The sequence below is a fragment of the Brachyspira intermedia PWS/A genome, assembly GCF_000223215.1.
Lineage (GTDB): Bacteria > Spirochaetota > Brachyspiria > Brachyspirales > Brachyspiraceae > Brachyspira > Brachyspira intermedia.
This window is the reverse complement of record NC_017243.1, coordinates 2,555,634-2,573,670: the sequence shown is the minus strand read 5'-3', so window position 1 is coordinate 2,573,670 and position 18,037 is coordinate 2,555,634. Positions and strand designations below refer to the sequence as shown.

General features: G+C 26.9%; 19 protein-coding genes. 14 read left to right on the top strand and 5 right to left on the bottom strand.

Features of this window, described 5'->3' with window-relative positions; all coding sequences use genetic code 11:
* Positions 1–8: 8 nt before the first annotated feature.
* On the bottom strand, positions 9–695 hold the full coding sequence (pnuC, locus tag BINT_RS11090; protein WP_014488669.1) for a nicotinamide riboside transporter PnuC: 687 nt from the start codon (positions 693–695) through the stop codon (positions 9–11).
* A gap of 169 nt (positions 696–864) precedes the next feature.
* Here pnuC and BINT_RS11085 point away from each other — a divergent pair, with 169 nt between their 5' ends.
* The 12 genes from BINT_RS11085 to BINT_RS11030 all read left to right on the top strand — a co-directional run bounded on the left by BINT_RS11085 (position 865) and on the right by BINT_RS11030 (position 10,602).
* Complete coding sequence (locus BINT_RS11085; RefSeq protein WP_014488668.1) at positions 865–1,353, top strand: hypothetical protein; 489 nt, start codon at positions 865–867, stop codon at positions 1,351–1,353.
* A gap of 129 nt (positions 1,354–1,482) precedes the next feature.
* Positions 1,483–2,430, top strand: a complete 948-nt coding sequence (locus BINT_RS11080; protein WP_014488667.1) for a hypothetical protein — start codon at positions 1,483–1,485, stop codon at positions 2,428–2,430.
* Between the two features lie 68 nt (positions 2,431–2,498).
* Positions 2,499–3,002, top strand: a complete 504-nt coding sequence (locus BINT_RS11075) for a hypothetical protein (protein WP_014488666.1) — start codon at positions 2,499–2,501, stop codon at positions 3,000–3,002.
* Between the two features lie 71 nt (positions 3,003–3,073).
* Entirely contained in the window at positions 3,074–3,424 is a 351-nt protein-coding gene (locus tag BINT_RS11070) for a hypothetical protein (protein WP_014488665.1), read from the top strand.
* Between the two features lie 142 nt (positions 3,425–3,566).
* Entirely contained in the window at positions 3,567–3,695 is a 129-nt protein-coding gene (locus BINT_RS15320) for a hypothetical protein (protein WP_268741608.1), read from the top strand.
* A gap of 153 nt (positions 3,696–3,848) precedes the next feature.
* Positions 3,849–4,130, top strand: a complete 282-nt coding sequence (locus BINT_RS11065) for a Smr/MutS family protein (RefSeq protein WP_234944324.1) — start codon at positions 3,849–3,851, stop codon at positions 4,128–4,130.
* A gap of 17 nt (positions 4,131–4,147) precedes the next feature.
* A complete protein-coding gene (locus BINT_RS11060; protein ID WP_014488663.1) occupies positions 4,148–4,717 on the top strand; it encodes a MerR family transcriptional regulator in 570 nt (189 codons plus the stop codon).
* 325 nt (positions 4,718–5,042) lie between these two features.
* A complete protein-coding gene (locus BINT_RS11050; RefSeq protein ID WP_014488662.1) occupies positions 5,043–5,873 on the top strand; it encodes a hypothetical protein in 831 nt (276 codons plus the stop codon).
* 1,136 nt (positions 5,874–7,009) lie between these two features.
* Positions 7,010–8,134, top strand: coding sequence for a chorismate mutase (locus tag BINT_RS11045; protein WP_014488661.1), 1,125 nt, complete (start codon positions 7,010–7,012; stop codon positions 8,132–8,134).
* Positions 8,127–8,654 carry a shikimate kinase gene (locus tag BINT_RS11040; protein ID WP_014488660.1) on the top strand — a complete coding sequence of 176 codons (528 nt, stop codon included), beginning with the start codon at positions 8,127–8,129 and terminating at the stop codon, positions 8,652–8,654. Before BINT_RS11045 ends, BINT_RS11040 begins: the two co-directional genes overlap by 8 nt.
* 88 nt (positions 8,655–8,742) lie before the next feature.
* On the top strand, positions 8,743–9,441 hold the full coding sequence (locus BINT_RS11035; protein WP_041177428.1) for a DUF554 domain-containing protein: 699 nt from the start codon (positions 8,743–8,745) through the stop codon (positions 9,439–9,441).
* A 36-nt stretch (positions 9,442–9,477) separates the two neighbouring features.
* A complete protein-coding gene (locus BINT_RS11030; protein WP_014488658.1) occupies positions 9,478–10,602 on the top strand; it encodes a hypothetical protein in 1,125 nt (374 codons plus the stop codon).
* Between the two features lie 439 nt (positions 10,603–11,041).
* Here BINT_RS11030 and BINT_RS11025 read toward each other — a convergent pair whose 3' ends face one another.
* The 3 genes from BINT_RS11025 to fusA form a co-directional block, all read right to left on the bottom strand.
* Positions 11,042–11,452 (bottom strand): hypothetical protein, encoded by a 411-nt coding sequence (locus BINT_RS11025; RefSeq protein ID WP_014488657.1) that lies wholly within the window; start codon positions 11,450–11,452, stop codon positions 11,042–11,044.
* 8 nt (positions 11,453–11,460) lie between these two features.
* Complete coding sequence (locus BINT_RS11020) at positions 11,461–12,279, bottom strand: PTS sugar transporter subunit IIA (RefSeq protein WP_014488656.1); 819 nt, start codon at positions 12,277–12,279, stop codon at positions 11,461–11,463.
* Positions 12,280–12,366: 87 nt separating this feature from the next.
* Positions 12,367–14,457, bottom strand: a complete 2,091-nt coding sequence (gene fusA, locus BINT_RS11015; protein WP_014488655.1) for an elongation factor G — start codon at positions 14,455–14,457, stop codon at positions 12,367–12,369.
* 405 nt (positions 14,458–14,862) lie between these two features.
* On the opposite strand from fusA, the gene BINT_RS15315 reads away from it, so the two are divergent.
* Positions 14,863–14,988: a hypothetical protein gene (locus tag BINT_RS15315; RefSeq protein ID WP_268741607.1), complete on the top strand. Its 126-nt coding sequence runs from the start codon at positions 14,863–14,865 to the stop codon at positions 14,986–14,988.
* A gap of 86 nt (positions 14,989–15,074) precedes the next feature.
* Entirely contained in the window at positions 15,075–15,698 is a 624-nt protein-coding gene (locus BINT_RS15190; protein WP_234944323.1) for an MATE family efflux transporter, read from the top strand.
* A 626-nt stretch (positions 15,699–16,324) separates the two neighbouring features.
* On the opposite strand, the gene BINT_RS11005 is transcribed toward BINT_RS15190, so the two are convergent.
* Positions 16,325–18,019 carry an amidohydrolase gene (locus BINT_RS11005; RefSeq protein ID WP_014488654.1) on the bottom strand — a complete coding sequence of 565 codons (1,695 nt, stop codon included), beginning with the start codon at positions 18,017–18,019 and terminating at the stop codon, positions 16,325–16,327.
* Positions 18,020–18,037: the final 18 nt, after the last annotated feature.

Sequence of the window (18,037 nt, the reverse complement as noted above, 5' to 3'; positions counted from 1 at the left end):
ACTCCAAATTATTTTTGTAAATTGGCTTCTCTATACCATTTAATAAACATAAATATTGCATTAATTAAATAAACGCTCCACATAAGCAAAGTTGCTATATTATCACCCCCGCTTGAGAAATTAATATACCATATAGAAATATTTAGAATGTTTACAAGTATCCACATTATCCATTGTTCGGTGCATCTTTTTACACATAGAATTTGAGCAGTTACAGCAAAAACTGTACTTGCACTATCAACAAAAGGAAGAGAGCCTCCTAATTTTTTTAATATAAGTCCATAAATAAATATTGATATAAAAGATAAAGCGAATATTATAATTTTATATTTATTATCTAATTTTGTTTTTATTACTTCTTTGCTTTCATTGTTGATATTTCTGCTCCATAATATAAAACCTACTATATTCATAGGTATATAATAGAAGACATTTAGCATAAACTCTCCGTAATATTTAGCATTAAAAGCTATAATAGAATAAAGAACAGTATTAACCATTCCAAATATATATGAAGATAATTTTCCTTTACCTGTGAGAATGACGCATAATATACCGCTTATTGATGATACTATACCAATAATATTTTCTTTCCAATATATAGAAAGCGATAATATTATACCACTTGCAATTATAATCCATATAATTTCTGCTGCTTTCCAATTTTGAAGTTCATTTTTTATAAAATTTTTCATTATGATTTTATCATTTAAATAATTTTCTGCTAATTATATAATCATTTTACATAAAATCAATATTAATCAATTTTATATACTAAAAACTATGCTTAATAAATTGAATTTTACTATTGACAAAAAATAAATTTACAAATAATATGAAATTATTAAGAAAACGGAGATAAATATGAGAAGAAAATTACTAATTATATCTTTATTGTTTATAGCTTTATTTACAGTAAGCTGTGATATGTTTAAAAAGGCTGAAGAAGTTACAGGACCAATTACAGAAATAATTACAGGAATAGACAGTACTTATGTTGGTACTTGGTATGTTGATGAAACTCCAGATGTAAGTAATTTTGATTTTATAGGTTCTTATATTACAATAAAGGAAGATGGTTCTATGGATTTTTATTTTAGAAAATCTAATAGAACATTTAATTATCCTTCAAGTTCAATATTAAAAGTTGTAAATTCTTATATAGCTACATATAATGAAACAGATCCTAATAACAATAATGCAGTATTGAAAAAACATATACTTAATATGACTTTTGAAGAAAGAAATAATGGCAACGGAACATTTTCTTCTATAGTAAATGTGAGTTATAGTGTTGAGGAAAATAATGCTGGTACAATAATTAAAGGTGTTTTTGTTAGAAAAGTACAGTAAAATTTATATATAAAAATTATTAAGGGGGCTTTAAAAGGCTCCCTTTTTTATTTTTTAAAATTAAATTTAATTGATGAAATGATATTTATAATATAAAATCAAAATAATAAAAATGTTTTAGGTTTCATAATGGCTTCAAATAAAAATAGTAAGGCAAAACAATTCAATATAAAAAATAATGATAGAAGATACATAATTGAAAAATACAATACATCTTCAAAATATGATTCATATGAAAGTACTATAAATAAATGCTATGATGATTATTATATTCTTCACTCACTAAAAAATATAGTAAATAAAATCAATGCACTTAAAAAAAGAAATAATGATATAAAAGTATTATTAGTATCAATCAATTCAGGAAAGCCTGCACAATTAGAAAAAGGAAAATATAAATATATAGAAATAGAGTTTGATAAAAGATTAAACTATAAAGAAGGGGTGCCTGATTATACAGATGATATTTATTTATTTTTAGATGAAAATAAAATTTGTTTTTTTGAAATAGGTGTGTTTTTAGAATTATACAATAATTTGAAATCTTATGAACAATTTAGCAATATCTATATATATGAAATAATTAATAAAATAATAAGCCCTTATAAATTAATATATGAAAATTTCCCATTTTTTAATAAAGAAAGAAATTATAAAGATATTTTAGTAGATATAAAAAATAAGAATTTTGAACTTATAATCAAAGAGAGAGAAATTGAAAGATTAAAAAAAGTTATGCAGGAATATTTTGATAACAATAAAAAAACTGTTTCAATTCTTCCTTCATATAGATTGTATAAAGAAGATAAACAAAAAGATACTAGATATTATACATTAGAAAGTTTAATAGTTTTAGATGAAGTATTAAGAATATACAAAGATATAAAAAGTACAGAGTTTGTATTTATTAGAAATATAAGCTATTTATATGATGCCGAAGATATAGCAAAAGAAATATTTAATTTTGATAAGATACTAAAATCAAATATATATACTATTGAAAGTGAAAAATATATAAAAGAAATTATTTTAAATATAAGCGATAATAAAGAAAGACAAAAAGAAATAAAAAAATAGATATAAAAAATATACTTAATAATTTTGAAACTATAAAAATAAAAGACTTAGAGAATAGCATATTTTATTTGTATGATAGAATACTTGATTTAATAAGAGATAATAAAAACTATAATATGGAGGAAAATGAAGAATTACAAAAAGGCATTTTATACTATGACAGTGTTTTTCATTACTTACAATATTTTATAGGCTATTTATTTACTGATAAAAAAATTATAAATGAAGAAGAATATAAAAAAATAATAGCTCTTTACATTTATAAATATAATACACTTAGAAATCATAATATTTATAGATTCTATAAATATTATTCAAATAATGAAACAGCTAAAAAGTATAATATAAAAGATTATGGTATCATTAACTATAACATTTACTATTATCAAGATGAAGAAAAAATAATTAAAAAATATTTAATATATGATTATAAAGAAATATATATTTATTATTATAAGTTTATATTGATGCGTATTGCATACAATATTGTAGGCTATCATAGAGATGAAAAAGATTATATAAAAACTAGAATAGAAATAAAAGAAGAGATAGAAAAAATCCAGATAGTATAATATTAAATTTAGAAATTACCTATAAAGAAGAGTTTAAAAAAATAAAAAATGATATTAAAAAATTTAATATAATGCTTAATAATTTATACTTTATTAATATTATTGATTATGAAGAGTATAAAAAATATAATTGTTTTAAGTTGGAAGAATTAATAAATTATATTTGTGATTTAATTCAAGATGATGAAAAATTCATAAATATAGAAGAAAATATAAAAGACTTTGAAATATATCAATTAATAATGAAAGAAATAGAATCAATAAAAGAAAGTAAAATTATATATGATAGATATAAATTATTTTATTTCTTTTTAGAAGAAGAATATAAATTAAGCTATGATAATACAGAAGATATAATAAAAAAAATTAATAACTTCTATAATATATACAAATCAATAGAAATTCCTATAAAAAATATTTAAAAAAAATCAAAAAAAAAATTCTCGATTGACCTCCACACGAATATGTCAAATGATAAAAACATATAAAGAGCCTAATATATAACTATGGTTAGATAAAAAACACATATCTAACTAAATATCATTTTTATAAAGGAGGCTCAATATGAGCAAAAAACCTAATCACAATGCGGATATTTCAAATCCAAACAAAGGTACATCTGGAACAAACATTACCTATGACAAGAATCAAGGTAATAGAGGCAAACAGTTGAACCCTAATCAGAAGAAATAATAAATAAAATTATTTCTTCTGGCCGCTTCAAATTATTTATTAGTTTGGGGCGGCTTGAACAATTAAAATTAATGAAAGGTATTATAAAAAGTTGGTATCTAATGATAACGAGGTATTAAAAAATTTAATAATAATATTTAAGGAGATTGTATAATGAACATTTACTTATTTATTGACTTACATAGAAAAAGAGCAAAAGAAGTGAAAGATTATCTCAGAAATTTATTAAAGATACTATACATATTAAAAATAGTATTTAGAGATAGTTTAAGCATTAATATGGAGGTGGTATTTGGCAGAGGGCTTCATAGTGAAAATAAAATACCTGTTTTGAAATATGTTGTTTTAAGACAAGCTAAAAAATATCGAGATTTCGGATACAAGTACAGATTAAATAAAAAAACAGCTAATGGCTCTATGATTATAACTTTTTAATAAATAAGGTAAATGCAATGGCTAAAAGAGATGAAAACAACAATATAGATATAAATGCTAAAAGAGACATAAACAATTTTGATTTATATTATTTTATAAAAAATAAAAAATATTACTTGCCAAAATATTCATTTATTTTGAAAAGCAAAAAAAGATTAATGTCCATAGGTGAATTTTTAAATCTCTTGAAAAAAAACAGTATAAAGAATATGAGCATTAATTTATTAAGAGAATGGGATAATAAAGAGCTTCTTCCTGCATATAGAGTTGAAAGAGGAATGATCAGAACAGAAAGCAGATATTACATAATGGAGCATCTTGATATTGTAAAAGAGATAGTAAAGCTAAAATCCTACGGGCTTGAGATAAGAGAGATAGAAAAGATAATTTTTGAAAATAAATCTTTTGAAATACTTTTCCTATCAAAAATAATAAAAAATAAAGAGTTATTTATGAAGATGAAAGATATTATAAAAAACATAAAACATATAGAAGATGATCTTGTAAGTTCTATATGCACCGAAGTGAAAAAATATTTAATATTAATGATGATGATTTTAAAGAAACTTTTAATGATAAATATTTAAACACTATATTAAATGATTATAAAAAGAGCAATTTAAATACTGATGAATCAAGCATATTATTATTATCTTTAATACTTTTAAGTTTGTATAATTCTTATGATAATAATTCTTTTGACAGGAAAAAATTCTCTAAACAGTTTTACAGTATTATAAGCGAGAATAAAAATCATACCTAACCATACTCAGGTGCATACTTTATTGATTAATGAGATTGAATAAATACTAAAAACAAATAGCATATATAAAAAATTAATTTAAATAACTTATTAAAGATTAAAAAAATCTTTAATTGTTATAAATAAAAAATATTTAAGGAGCAACTAAAATGAAAAAACAATTATTCAAATTTATTTTATGCTTAACAGCAGTAATATTTGCAGTGAGCTGCGGAGGTAAAAATAACAGTACTTATTATCCTGGAGATGATACTACAAGTACAAGTTTATCAGTTTTTGAAGAAATAGACTATACTCAGCCAGATTATAATATTATAGAAGCAGATACAGGTAATGAAGTTAGTTCAGAAATAGATAGAGCAAAATTCAAATTTAATATAAGTCCTTCATCAGCAAATTGTACAGTATCAATAACTAAAGTTACAGGAGGAACTACAACTTTAAGTTCTTCTGATTTTAATATAACTACTGCAAATGGCGGTACTGAAGCTACAATATCTTTATCCAGCTCTGGTCTTAGCAGTCTTTCAAGAGAAACAAAAGGAAAAGAAATAGAGTATACATTAACACTTACATTTACAGCTACATCTGCAGAAGTTACAGAAAATAAGGAAGATACTGTTGATATAAAAGTGAGAATTATACCTTTGAAAGTAATTACTAAAACAGAAGTGGAAAATATGATAAAAGCACTTAGAAAAGTAACATTAGCATATAGTTCAGGTATATCTAGCATAGCTGATTATGATTTTTCTAACATCACATTTAATACAGCAGGAATTGATGTTACAGCTACTAAAGAATATCCAGCAGGTATACCACCTGTTCAATTTCCAGCTTCAGAAGCAGTATCAAGTTTAAAAAATAAAATAGAAGAGCTGCAGGAATATAAAAATTTAGGTTTCGGAACTAGCTGGAATGATGGAATAAAAACATCTCATACTATTTCATATGATAAAAAACAGCAAATGCAGTTTTAACATTTACTCTAACTAAGGGATATGCTTTAAATAACGAATGCAGTTTTATTTCAAGTACAGGAATGAAAATTAATTTAAAATTAGTAGATAATAACTGGAAACAAAGTTTATTAAATTAAATCAATCAATATTATAATAAAAGCCTGTCTTAATAGTTTTATTATGGCAGGTTTTTTTATATTTATAAAGTCACTTTACCACGCGTTGAACTAGCTATAAAAATAAATTAATCAATAATTAAACATTTACTATAATCCTAAATTCAATTTACCGCGTGTTGTTAAAGTAGCTAAACTAAAAAACACTTGGGTGGGCATGCTTTTTCTTGATTGGCTATAAATATAAATAAAATGTTTTTCAATATAAATTTTTAATTTTAAAGGGTGGGGATGTAAATAAAATTTCTTTTGAATTTTTTTCTAATTCCCCGCCCATTATATTTGTTAATCTATTTTGCAATTATAACTTTCATATTCTTTTTTGTTTTGTATAGATATTACAGCCTACGCCCTAGCTTTTATTAAATTTACGCCTTTACAATTTTATATCTATTTAGTAGATACTGAAAATTTTTAAGTTTGTCAATCGATGCACTTTATGTAAAATTATCAACTTTTTTGCCGCACACGCTCTGCGGGCTTCGCCAAAGTTTTTATCCTTCGGATACGCTACGCGAAAAACGCAATTGTTAGAACTTTATATTAAAAATATATGTATTAAATGTATGATATAGCCTAAATTAAGGTTAAAAATGCAGTTGTTTTGGTTCTTTTATACCAATAAAAGAACTGGGGTATGGGGCAAAGCCCCATATATTAAAAAGAAACTATAGTTTTATTTTTGACAAAATATAGTTGTTTTGGTATATACTTATTAAATATAGGATATAACCTAAATTTAGACCATAAATGCAGTTTTTTTGGTTCTCACCTGCTGACACCATAGGTGGACTTCGTCGGCACGCACAGCGAGGCGGGCTGTGCCTTATATCAATACCGAAAGGTACCTACTCGGTAAAAGAACTGGGGTTCTGGGGCTAGTCCCCGAAAATAATAAAAATATAAAAACTATTTTTTGACAAAGTATATTTGTTTAGGTATAATCTTAAATATTAAAAACTATAAAAGGACATAACTATGCTTAATGATGAATTACAGGAATTAAGAAAAGATATTGATAGAATAGATAAGCAAATAGTAAATTTGATAGATGAAAGAATGAAAGTAAGCTTGAAAGTAGGGGAGACAAAAAAGAAATATAATGCCCCTATATTCGATCCAAAAAGAGAAAAAGAAGTTATAGCAAAAAAAATAGAATTGCTTGAAAATAAAGAATTGTCTAGTTTAATTACTACTATTTATAATGATATAATGTATACATCAAAACAGCTTCAGAAACATTTGATTGATGAATATAATGCTGAAGAAGATAAAAAAGAAGATGATAAAGAAAATATAAAATACGATGAAAAAATAGTGTATCAGGGCAGAGAGGGCGGAAACGGACATGAAGCTGCTTTAAAATTTTTCGGAGAGAATGCTAAACTTATAAAGAAAGAACATTTTGATGATGTGCTTGAAAGTATAAGAAGCGGAGAATGTTATTACGGAGTTTTGCCTTTAGAAAATTCTTCTACAGGAATGGTTAATGAAGTTTTGGATATACTTGCAGATTATAATTGTAAAATAGTAGGAGAAGTTTATCTTCCTATAGAATATGGACTTATGGCAAAAAAAGGTACTAATATAAAGGATATTAAAAAAGTTATATCTCATCATCAGGCTTTGAAGCAATGTTCTAATTTTATAAAAGAAAATAATTTTGAAGAGATAACAGCATCTAATACAGCAGAAGCGGCATTCATAGTTTCTAATGGAGATGATAAAGAATTGGCTTCGATTTCTAATAAGCATGCCAGTAAAATTTATGATTTAGAAATGCTAGAAGAGAATATTGAAAATATTAAAGGAAATACAACCCGTTTTATTATAGTTGCTAATTATGATAATGCTTTGAAAAAAGGCAATAAGATGACTATAAGATTTTTACTTCCTCATGAAAACGGGAGTTTGGCAGATTCTTTGAATAAATTAAAAAGTTTTAATTTAACTTCTATAGTAAGCCGTCCGCATGTTGAAAGAAAATGGCAGTATTATTTTTATATTGATATGACAGGTGATTTTGAAAAAAGTAAAAAAGAATTTGAAGAGTTCAAAAACAGTGTAGAAAATTTAATTGTTTTAGGTGTGTATAATGAATAATATAAAAAATAATAAGATTATATTTATTGTAGGTTTACCCGGATGCGGAAAAAGTGCATTATCAAAAATGCTTGCTGAAAAATTAAATTATGATTTGTACGATATGGATTCTTTTATAGAGCATAAAGAGGGCAGGACTATAACAAATATTTTTGCTGAAAATGGAGAGCCTTATTTTAGAAATATTGAAAGCGAAGTTCTCGAAGAATTGAGTAATTTAAATAATGCTGTCATATCCACAGGAGGCGGTATAGTTCTAGCTGAAAAAAATAGAAATATCATGAAAGATAAAGGATTAACTATTTTTATAGATAGAAATCCTGATATTATACTTGAAAATATTGACCCTACAGAAAGACCTCTTCTAGCTAAAGATAAAAATAAATTATTAGAATTATCTAAACAAAGAGATGGCTTATACAGAGAATCAGCACATATTATATTCACACATAATACTTGGGAAGATAATATTGATAATACTTTTAAAAAATTTTATGATTGTATCATTGATTATATTTAAAAATTACTATTGATAAAAACAAAAAGAAGTATTATATTATTTTATTTATATAGCAAATTATATATTATAATAATGTTAGGATTAAAATATGATAGCCGTTTTCGTTAATATGATAGCTGTACTTGTTGGTTCTATTATAGGTTTTGCATTCAAAAATAAATTATCAAAAAGGTATGAAGAGCCTGTTTTTATTGCTGCCGGTATAATATCTCTTACTATCGGTATAACTATGGCTATAACTACAAAGCATATATTAATATTTGCAGTGTCAATTATGCTTGGAGGAGTTACTGGTACATTTTTTAGGATAGAAGAAAAAATAGAATTATTTGGAGAGTTTTTAAAAAATAAATTTGCTTTCAAAGAGAATTCAGGCAATTTTGCTTTAGGTTTTCTTACTTCCTCAATACTTTTTTGTTCAGGTTCAATGTCTATAGTAGGTTCATTTCAGGCAGGTACCCAAGGCGTATATGATTTAATATTTACAAAAAGCGTAATAGACGGATTTGTTGCGGTATTTATGTCTACAGTTTATGGTATAGGTGTTGCTTTTTCAATAATAAGCATATTTGTTTATCAAGGAGCTTTGACTATACTTTCATCTTTTTTAGAGCCTTATGTATCTGAAACTATGCTTAATGAAGTTTCCGCTGTTGGCGGTGCTACTGTTATGATGATAGGAATAAATTTATTGAAATTAGCCAAAATAAAAACAGGAGATTTCCTTCCTGCATTAATTTATTCTATTTTACTTGTTTTACTTATACCTTATATTCAATTTTTATGATATAATATATATAAAAAATGTTAGGAGATATTATCAATGGAAGACATAGTAAAAGAGTATATTGACTACACTAAGCAAAAATCAAATATTGAAGAGGTAGCAAATAAAAAACTTATATCTCAAAATGAGAAATTTTTGAAATTAAAAGAGTATGTAAAAGAAAATCATGATAAAGAATTGGATATATGCAGACAAATAGCATCAGAATTTGAAAATATGGATATATTAAAATCATATTATGCTGCTAATTTTGTAGGACATTCACTTCATCATGAAGATATAGTAGATGATGAAATAGGCAAAAAGATTATTAATTTATTTTTTAGAAATATAGATAATGCCTGCCGTTTCATAGAGAATGCTGCTCAGCTTTACAATGTAGATGAAGATGATCTTACCGATGATGATATAGCCCGCATTAATATAGATATTATGTACAGATTGGATTATAAACCTTTAGAGGCATTTATTGGAATTGATATGATGATACCTCCTGTTATGACTGTTATATGTTCTAATCAGGATTTAAGAAAATATTTTATTAATTTAGGACTTGAGGATCATATAGAATATTTAGAAGGTTATGTTAATGCTTTATCTTATGTACATATTGGTATAGAAGCCTGCTATAAAACAAAAATTCTTGTTCTTTCACCTAAAGTTCAGAGAGGTTTTTATATAGAGGCTTCAGATATGAGCAATGGCTACTATCTTATAACTTTATTAGAAGCAGAATTATATAAAAAAGGATTATTAAAAAGATACGGCATAGATAATTATGAGTTTAATGAAACTATTTATAATATAGCCGCTGGAAATGAGCATCCTCAAGAATTAATGGAGGCAGAGGCGCATCAGCAATACTACACTATATATGCTCTTCAAAAAGACGGTACTTATAATATTGAAGATGAGAACGGAGAATTGGATTGCTACAAAATATTATACAGTGATATGTCACCGGAAGAAATTCCTGACTTGGACGGCACTCACATATTGATTATGGATAGTGAAGGAATGTGGGCAAAACCTGTAAAATGGGATATAAGCTACTTCACAAAACCTCATCAGAAATTGAAACCTTATGTAAAAATACTAGATGAGATATCAGATGAAGAATATAATAGTTGGATAGAAAAAATAAAAAATTCTAATTCATAAAAAATATAATATGATTTCTTATGAATGTATAAATAAAAAAATCTCTATCAGTTTTAGCTGTTAGAGATTTTTTATTACATGAATAAAAAGTTTATATATATATACCCAAACAACTATATTTTGTCAAAAATTATTTTATTATTTTTATTATTTGTTGGGACTAGCCCTGCGAAGCACACAGTCGTGCTGTTCTGTTTACTTTGTAACATTCCAAGTTCTTTTACCGAAACCTCAGATTGCGAAGCCTGACTACTGCATGCGAAAGACTGCATTTTTTAGATAAAATCATGGTGTTATATTACATTTAATACGTATTCTTAAAATATTAAGCTGTAGTATATGCGTTTTTTGCAACTTTTTTGAGCGGCAAAAAAGTTGATAATATATTTATAAAATATAGGAATTGACAAAGTATATTTGTTTAAGTATATATTAGTTTTTATCTTATAGAAGTTTTGAATTCAGCTGTAAATGTAGAATCTTGATTATCTTTTACTGTTACTTTAGCATCATAAACAGCAGAAGGAAGATACTTTCCATTTTTATCAAGTCCAGACCATATACAAGTAGCTGTTTTTTTGGAAGCATCAATAGTTAAATCTTTTGAGTCCATTAAATCACCGTTTTGAGAGTATATTTCTACTTTAGCACTTATAATTTCTCCGCTATTAATAGAAACTTTATAAGTAGTATTCTCTTTAGACGGACTAAATGGGTTAGGGTAATTATAAAACTCAGAAATGCTTGAGCTAGGTTTATTAGGTGAACATGAAATATAAAGGAAAGCTAAAAGAAGTATTATTAAAATATTTCTTTTAGCTGTCCATATTTTTAATAAATTACTTATCATTAATGTTATCAGTCAGTAGTGAATAATATTCTTCCGCAGTGGAAACACATAATAATTTGATTTTGTCTTCTAACTTCATTAACAGTCATTTTAGGTATAGCTACATTACAAGCACTGCATTTGTAATTTTCAATTTTAGCTAAAGCCTCACCTTTATTTTCTTTAATTCTCTTATAATTTTCTAAAACAGCAACATCTATTTTGCTAAGAATAGTGTCTTTATATTTTTTGTACTCTTCTAAAACAACATCAGATTTTTGCTGAGAGTGAGTAGAACTATAAAGTTCATAAGCTTTGATTTGTATTTCAGCTCTTTCAAGTTCGATTAAGAATTTGATTTGTTTTTCAGCTTCAAATTTTTCATCTAATTTTTTGAATGATTCTAAAACAGCAGCAAGTTCATCATAGCTTTTAGTAGCCATTACTTTATCAAGTATTTCTTTTTGGTTAACTAAGAAGAAAATTTGAGAAAGATTTAAAAGGTAATCTTGAGGGTTATCAAGATCTGAAAGTATGGCAAATACAAGTTTAACAGGGCTTTTTTCATCAGAGTCTGAATCGTAGTTAATTTCATTTTTTAAGAAACCAACGAATATATCTGTTTTTCCATAACCTTGTATTCTTCCATGAGGAACAGCAACCCCGTTTCCAATATTAGTAGTGTATTCATCTTCACGTTTTTTGAATGCATCAAAGATAGCATCTGCAGATGCAGAAGCAACTGGTGCAATTTTTTCACTTAACGCTCTAAAAAGTGATTCTTTGTCTTTTGATTCCAAATCTTCAAATACATGTTCTTTTGTGATTTTGTCAATTATTTTGAGCATACAATCTCCTAGTTTTATACATATTCTAATATTATATGATAGTATATAAAAAATATCAACTTTATTTTTATATACTAAACCCTAATTTTATTCTCCGCTGCCAAGCAATGCTTTTCTTTCCTCTATAACCTTATCGGCCAAAGGACCTGTAAGCTCTTGATAGTGAGAATGCTCCATTTCAAAAGTACCTCTTCCTGAAGTAGATGCTTTCATCTCTATAGAATAAGTAAGCATTTCAGATAGCGGCACTTCAGCTTTAATCATTTGTATTGTATTAGATGCTGCCTCCATACCTAAAATTTTGCCTCTTTTACCTGTAAGTTCATTCATTATAGAACCAGTAAACTCTTCAGGTACATAAACTGTAACTTTCATCACAGGCTCTAATAATACAGGGCTTGCATTTTTGAATGCTTCTTTTGCTGCCATAGAACCTGCTATTCTAAATGACAATTCGTTAGAGTCTACATCATGGTATTTACCGTCAAATAGTCTTACTTTAATATCAACCATAGGATATTTACCCAAAGGTCCCTGTGCTAATGCATCCTGTATACCTTTTTCTACTCCCGGTATATACTGTTTAGGTATAGCTCCTCCAAATATATCGTTTATAAATTCAAAACCGCCGTCACGTGGCAGAGGTGAAACTTCTAAATGAACTTCTCCAAATTGTCCGCTTCCTCCGGATTGTTTTTTATGTCTATATTGAGCCTGAGCCTGTTTTCTTATAGTTTCTCTATAAGCTACCCTAGGAACGCTTTGTTCTATTTCTGCTTTAGTAAGAGATACTACTCTTTCTAATGCTAATTTTACCTGTAAAGCACCCATAGCTTTGATAATAGTTTCTTTAGTTTCGCTGTCATACTCTATATTGAAAGTTAAATCTTCCTGAGATATAGTATCAAGAACTTCAAGAGCTTTTATATCATTTTTCAATATTTTAATAGCTGTAAAGTATATAGGCTGAGGTACTTTAAGAGGTAGGAATTGGAATGGAGCAGATGGAACACTTATAGTATCACCTGTTCTGCAGTCTGAAAGTTTTGCCAATACTCCTATATCTCCTGATGTAATAGTATCACTTTCTATTTGTTTTTTTCCTCTAGCCATATATATATGAGAAACTTTTTCTTTCTTTCCTGTTCTTGAATTGTATATTTCATCTCCGCTTTTTATGCTTCCTGAACGAACTTTAAAGAATGATATTCTTCCAGCATATTGGTCTATAGTAGTTTTAAATACAAATGCTGCAAAAGGATTATTATCACCTAATATAGTTCTAGTTGCAGGTTCATTAGTTAAAAGATCAGTACCATCTGTAACAGGTACATAAGAAGGGGAAGGCATATATCTGATAATAGTATCAAGTAAAGCTCCCATACCTATATCTCTTATTGATGTACCAAAAAGTATAGGTACTACTTTATATTGAAGTATAGATTTTGTTAAAGCTTCAATATATTCTTCATCTGTAAACTTTCCGCCGTCTAAATACCTTTCCATAAGACTATCATCAACTTCGCATACTAATTCTTTTAATCTGTCGCGAGTTGCTCTGTACTCTTCATAATATTCTTCAGGTATTTCTGCCTCTACAATTTTTCCATGTTCATCTCTGAAAAACGCTTTATGATAAATAACATCTATTATACCTTTAAAATCTTTACCATTACCCATAGGTATTTGTATAGGAACTACAGGCGGTTCTTTAAAGTTATGTTCGATTTTCTCTAATAAAGCTTTATGATCAACCATTTCTTTATCTATTTTATTGATAAATACTATTCTAGGTCTTCTGAAATTATTAGCCATTTGCCAATGTTTTTCAGTTTCTATTTGTATACCGAATTCTGCATCTATAACAACAATACAAGATTCAGCTACTCTTAAAGCAGGGTTAATTTCACCGCTAAAATCACCAGACCCAGGAATGTCCAGCAAATTAATTTTATGATCATTCCATTCTATAAAACTTAAAGAAGTTCTGATGGACATTTTTTGCTTAATTTCTTCGTCTGTATAGTCACTGACTGTAGTTCCTCTTTCGATTTCACCTTTTTTATCTATAGATTTGGCTCTATAGAGTAAGGCTTCATTCAAACTAGTTTTACCGCTTCCTACATGTCCTAGAAGTGCAACATTACGAATACTTTCTGGGTTATATATTTTTCCCATAAACATTCCTCCTTTGGTAACAGAAATTATTTTGATGATATAATAGATTATTTATTATATTATTTGATTTGTTTCTAAAGAAGCTTAAAGAATAAGCTGATTCATAGAAAACTAAGTAATGCATGATAACTCAAGTATAGTAAAAAAAATCTCAAAAATCAAATTTTATGTACTATTTTTAATATTAAATAATAATAGCTACATTTATAATAAATACTAATTTTTATTTATTATGCTTGCTATATATTTAAAATATATTTGTATATTATATTTTATAAAAACAGTAAATAAATTTGGGATAGAATTATGTATTTAAATTTATTGAAGCAAATTAATTTCAGACTTTTTATCGTTCTTATGATACAGGCTTTGATATCTTCTATTTAGTCAACATTTAGAATATATTTGCTTGACAGCTATCCCAGTGCAAGCGGTATAAATATTGCATCTCAGCAAATGTGGCTTGGAATCATATATGAGGTATTTGAAGAAGCTATAATAGCCCCGCTTTTTTCTTTTTCGGTAAGATAAAAGATAAATATTCATTTGAAGAAAAATATATATTTATAAATAAAGTAAGAAGTTCTATATTAATAATCACTTTTATATATATAATAATGGCTTTTATTATAAATGTATTTGCTGGCTATTTAGTTACTGTTATGAAGCAGCAGACAGAACTTTATGCTCAAACTACAACATATATAAGATTAGAATCTTTAGCTAATATTGCTGTTGTATTATTTCATTTGGTAATAATAGTTCATACTGCTTTGGAAAATTATAAATCTATTTTTGTAATAACTACTATAAAAATGTTTTTAACTATTATTCTTGATATACTTTTTGTTTCTCAGTATCCTATATCATTAAATTTCGGAGTTAATGGAATAGCTTATAATAATATAATATCAAATTTAATTTCTGTAATAATAGCATTAATACCTACATATAAGTATTTTATGAATTATATAATGAATGCCCAGAATCTTGAATCTGTTATGTCATTGATTATGATATTATTTCCTTTTTATATATTCTATGCATATTATAATATCATATCAAATTTATTGTACGCTATAGGACAGATTAAATATATGCTTCTTCAGTCTTTTATAGTTAATACTTTTTTCAATATACCGTATTTTATTTTATATTTGAAAGGTGCTTATGAGATTACGCTTCTAAATATAACTTTAAGATTTGGGCTTGCCATTTTAATATCCACAGTGATTATATAATTTATTTTACTAAAATAAGAAAAATTTTAAAATTAGAAAAACATAATATTTGAATATAAAAAAATTACTGCATTTACTATTATGAAAATAATTAATGCAGTAATTTGTTATTTTGTTTAATTAATTAAAAAACTTTTATATATACCTAAACAATTATATTTTGTCAAAAATTAATTTTTTATTTTTATTATTTGTGGGGACTAGCCCACTGCGAAGCACACAGCGTGCAGCTCTGCGTACTTCGTAACACCCCCACTTCTTTTGCGACCGAAGGAAGTGCCTGCGACCATAGGAAGTCCTTTAGGGTGGTATTGCCACAGGCGAAGCCCGCCTCGCTGTGCGTGCCTTCGGCAGGCGAGAAGCAGGCACAGCCCGCCTTCGGCGAAAGGCTATATTTTAGCTTAAATTAATAATCTATATTACATACAAAACAATTTTAGTATGATTTAGTACACATTTTATACTTGCACTTTCGCGAAGCGTGCCTACGGTAGGCGTGCGGCGGGAAAAAGTTGAATAAAAAATTAACAAACTTAAAAATTTTCAGTGTATATAAAAATTACTGCATCTATTATTTATAAAAAATAAAAATGCAGTAATTTATTATTTTAATTTTGTTTAATCATTTATAAAGCAGTATTTTTCGTATATAATGTTTTACCTTCTTTAATAGTTTCAATTACTTCTATATCCTTTATCTTCATAGGCTCACAGGTTAATGGATTATCGCTTAATATTACTAAATCAGCTAATTTTCCTTCTTCAATAGTTCCTTTTAAATCTTCTTCTTTATTTTGATAAGCGGCATTAATAGTTATGGCCTTTAAAGCCTCATAAGGAGTAACTTTTTGATTATCTCCTAATAATACACCGTTTTTTGTTATTCTATTAACGGCACACCAAATAGTTTCAAGCATATCTGGTTTTATTACAGGTGTGTCTTGATGATAAGTAAAAGCTAAATTATTATTTAATGCTGTTCTAGATGCACTTATTTGTGAAGCTCTTTCCATTCCTAAATTAGCTATATGTACATCGCCCCAATGATAAACATGTGCTACAAATATTGAAGGTATAATATTTAGATTTGACATTGATGTATATTGTTCATCTCTTATTATTTGGCTATGAACTAAAACTGCTCTGTAATTGTTAGTGGTATTTCTTCTTTGCATAACATTGCTGAATGCATTTATATACTGATCTGCTGCTGCATCTCCGTTACAATGCGCCTGAAGCTGCATTTCATCATCTAATGCTTTTTCAACGTATTTTTCTACTGCCGCATCATCATATATTCCGTATCCTCTGTATCTTGCTGGTCCGCTTACATAAGGCTGTTCTAACCATGCAGTTTTTGCCTGAGGAGAGCCGTCCAAAAATATTTTATAGCCTCCTATTTTAAATCTATTTTTGTATTTTCCTACCATTTCTTTATTAGTTTCTACGATGGAGTCAGAATTTTTTAAATCTATAAAACCTATAATATCTATTCTAAATCTATTATTAGTTATCATATTATTTACAAGAGGAAATTCGGCAGTTGATAGTAAAGCATCTTGTGCAGTTGTAATGCCGTATCCTAAATAAACATCTTCAGCTTGATTCACAAATCTCATCAAGTCTTCATCAGTTAATTCAAAATTGATACTGTTTGCATAATGTAAAAATGCAGTTTCTTCCATATATCCTGTAGGCTTTCTGCTGTCAGGATATCTCTCTATTACTCCGCCTTCTATATCCGGTGTATTTTCATCAACTCCAAACTCTTCTAATGCTTTTGAATTCATTGCTCCTACATGTCCTGAAGCATGAGTTATAAATATTGGGTGAGTAGTAGAGATTTTATCCAAATCATCTCTGTTAGGATTTTTTTTATCAGGAAGCAAATTATTATCATAACCAAATCCTACAACCCAAGCATCTGGTTTTAATTTATTTATTTCTATATAGTTAGTGATTCTTTGAGCCATTTCAAGTAAATTAGTAGAGCCTGTTAAATCTACTGTTGTAAGAGCCTGAGCAAATCTCACTAAATGGCTATGAGAATCTATAAATCCGGGCATTAATGTTTTACCTTGCAAATCAACTACTTCTGCATATACATTATTTACAATGCTTTTTTCATCTTCTTCTGTATAAACAACTTTCATTATTGTGTTATCTCTTATCTCTATAGCCTTTGCATAAACTGGTTCATCGCCTTGCATAGTAAGTATATTTCCATTATGATAAACTTTTATTTTATGAGTAATTTTATCATAGCAGGAAATTGATAATACAGACAAAATCATTAATAATACAAAATATAATTTTTTCATTTTGATATCCTTTTATTT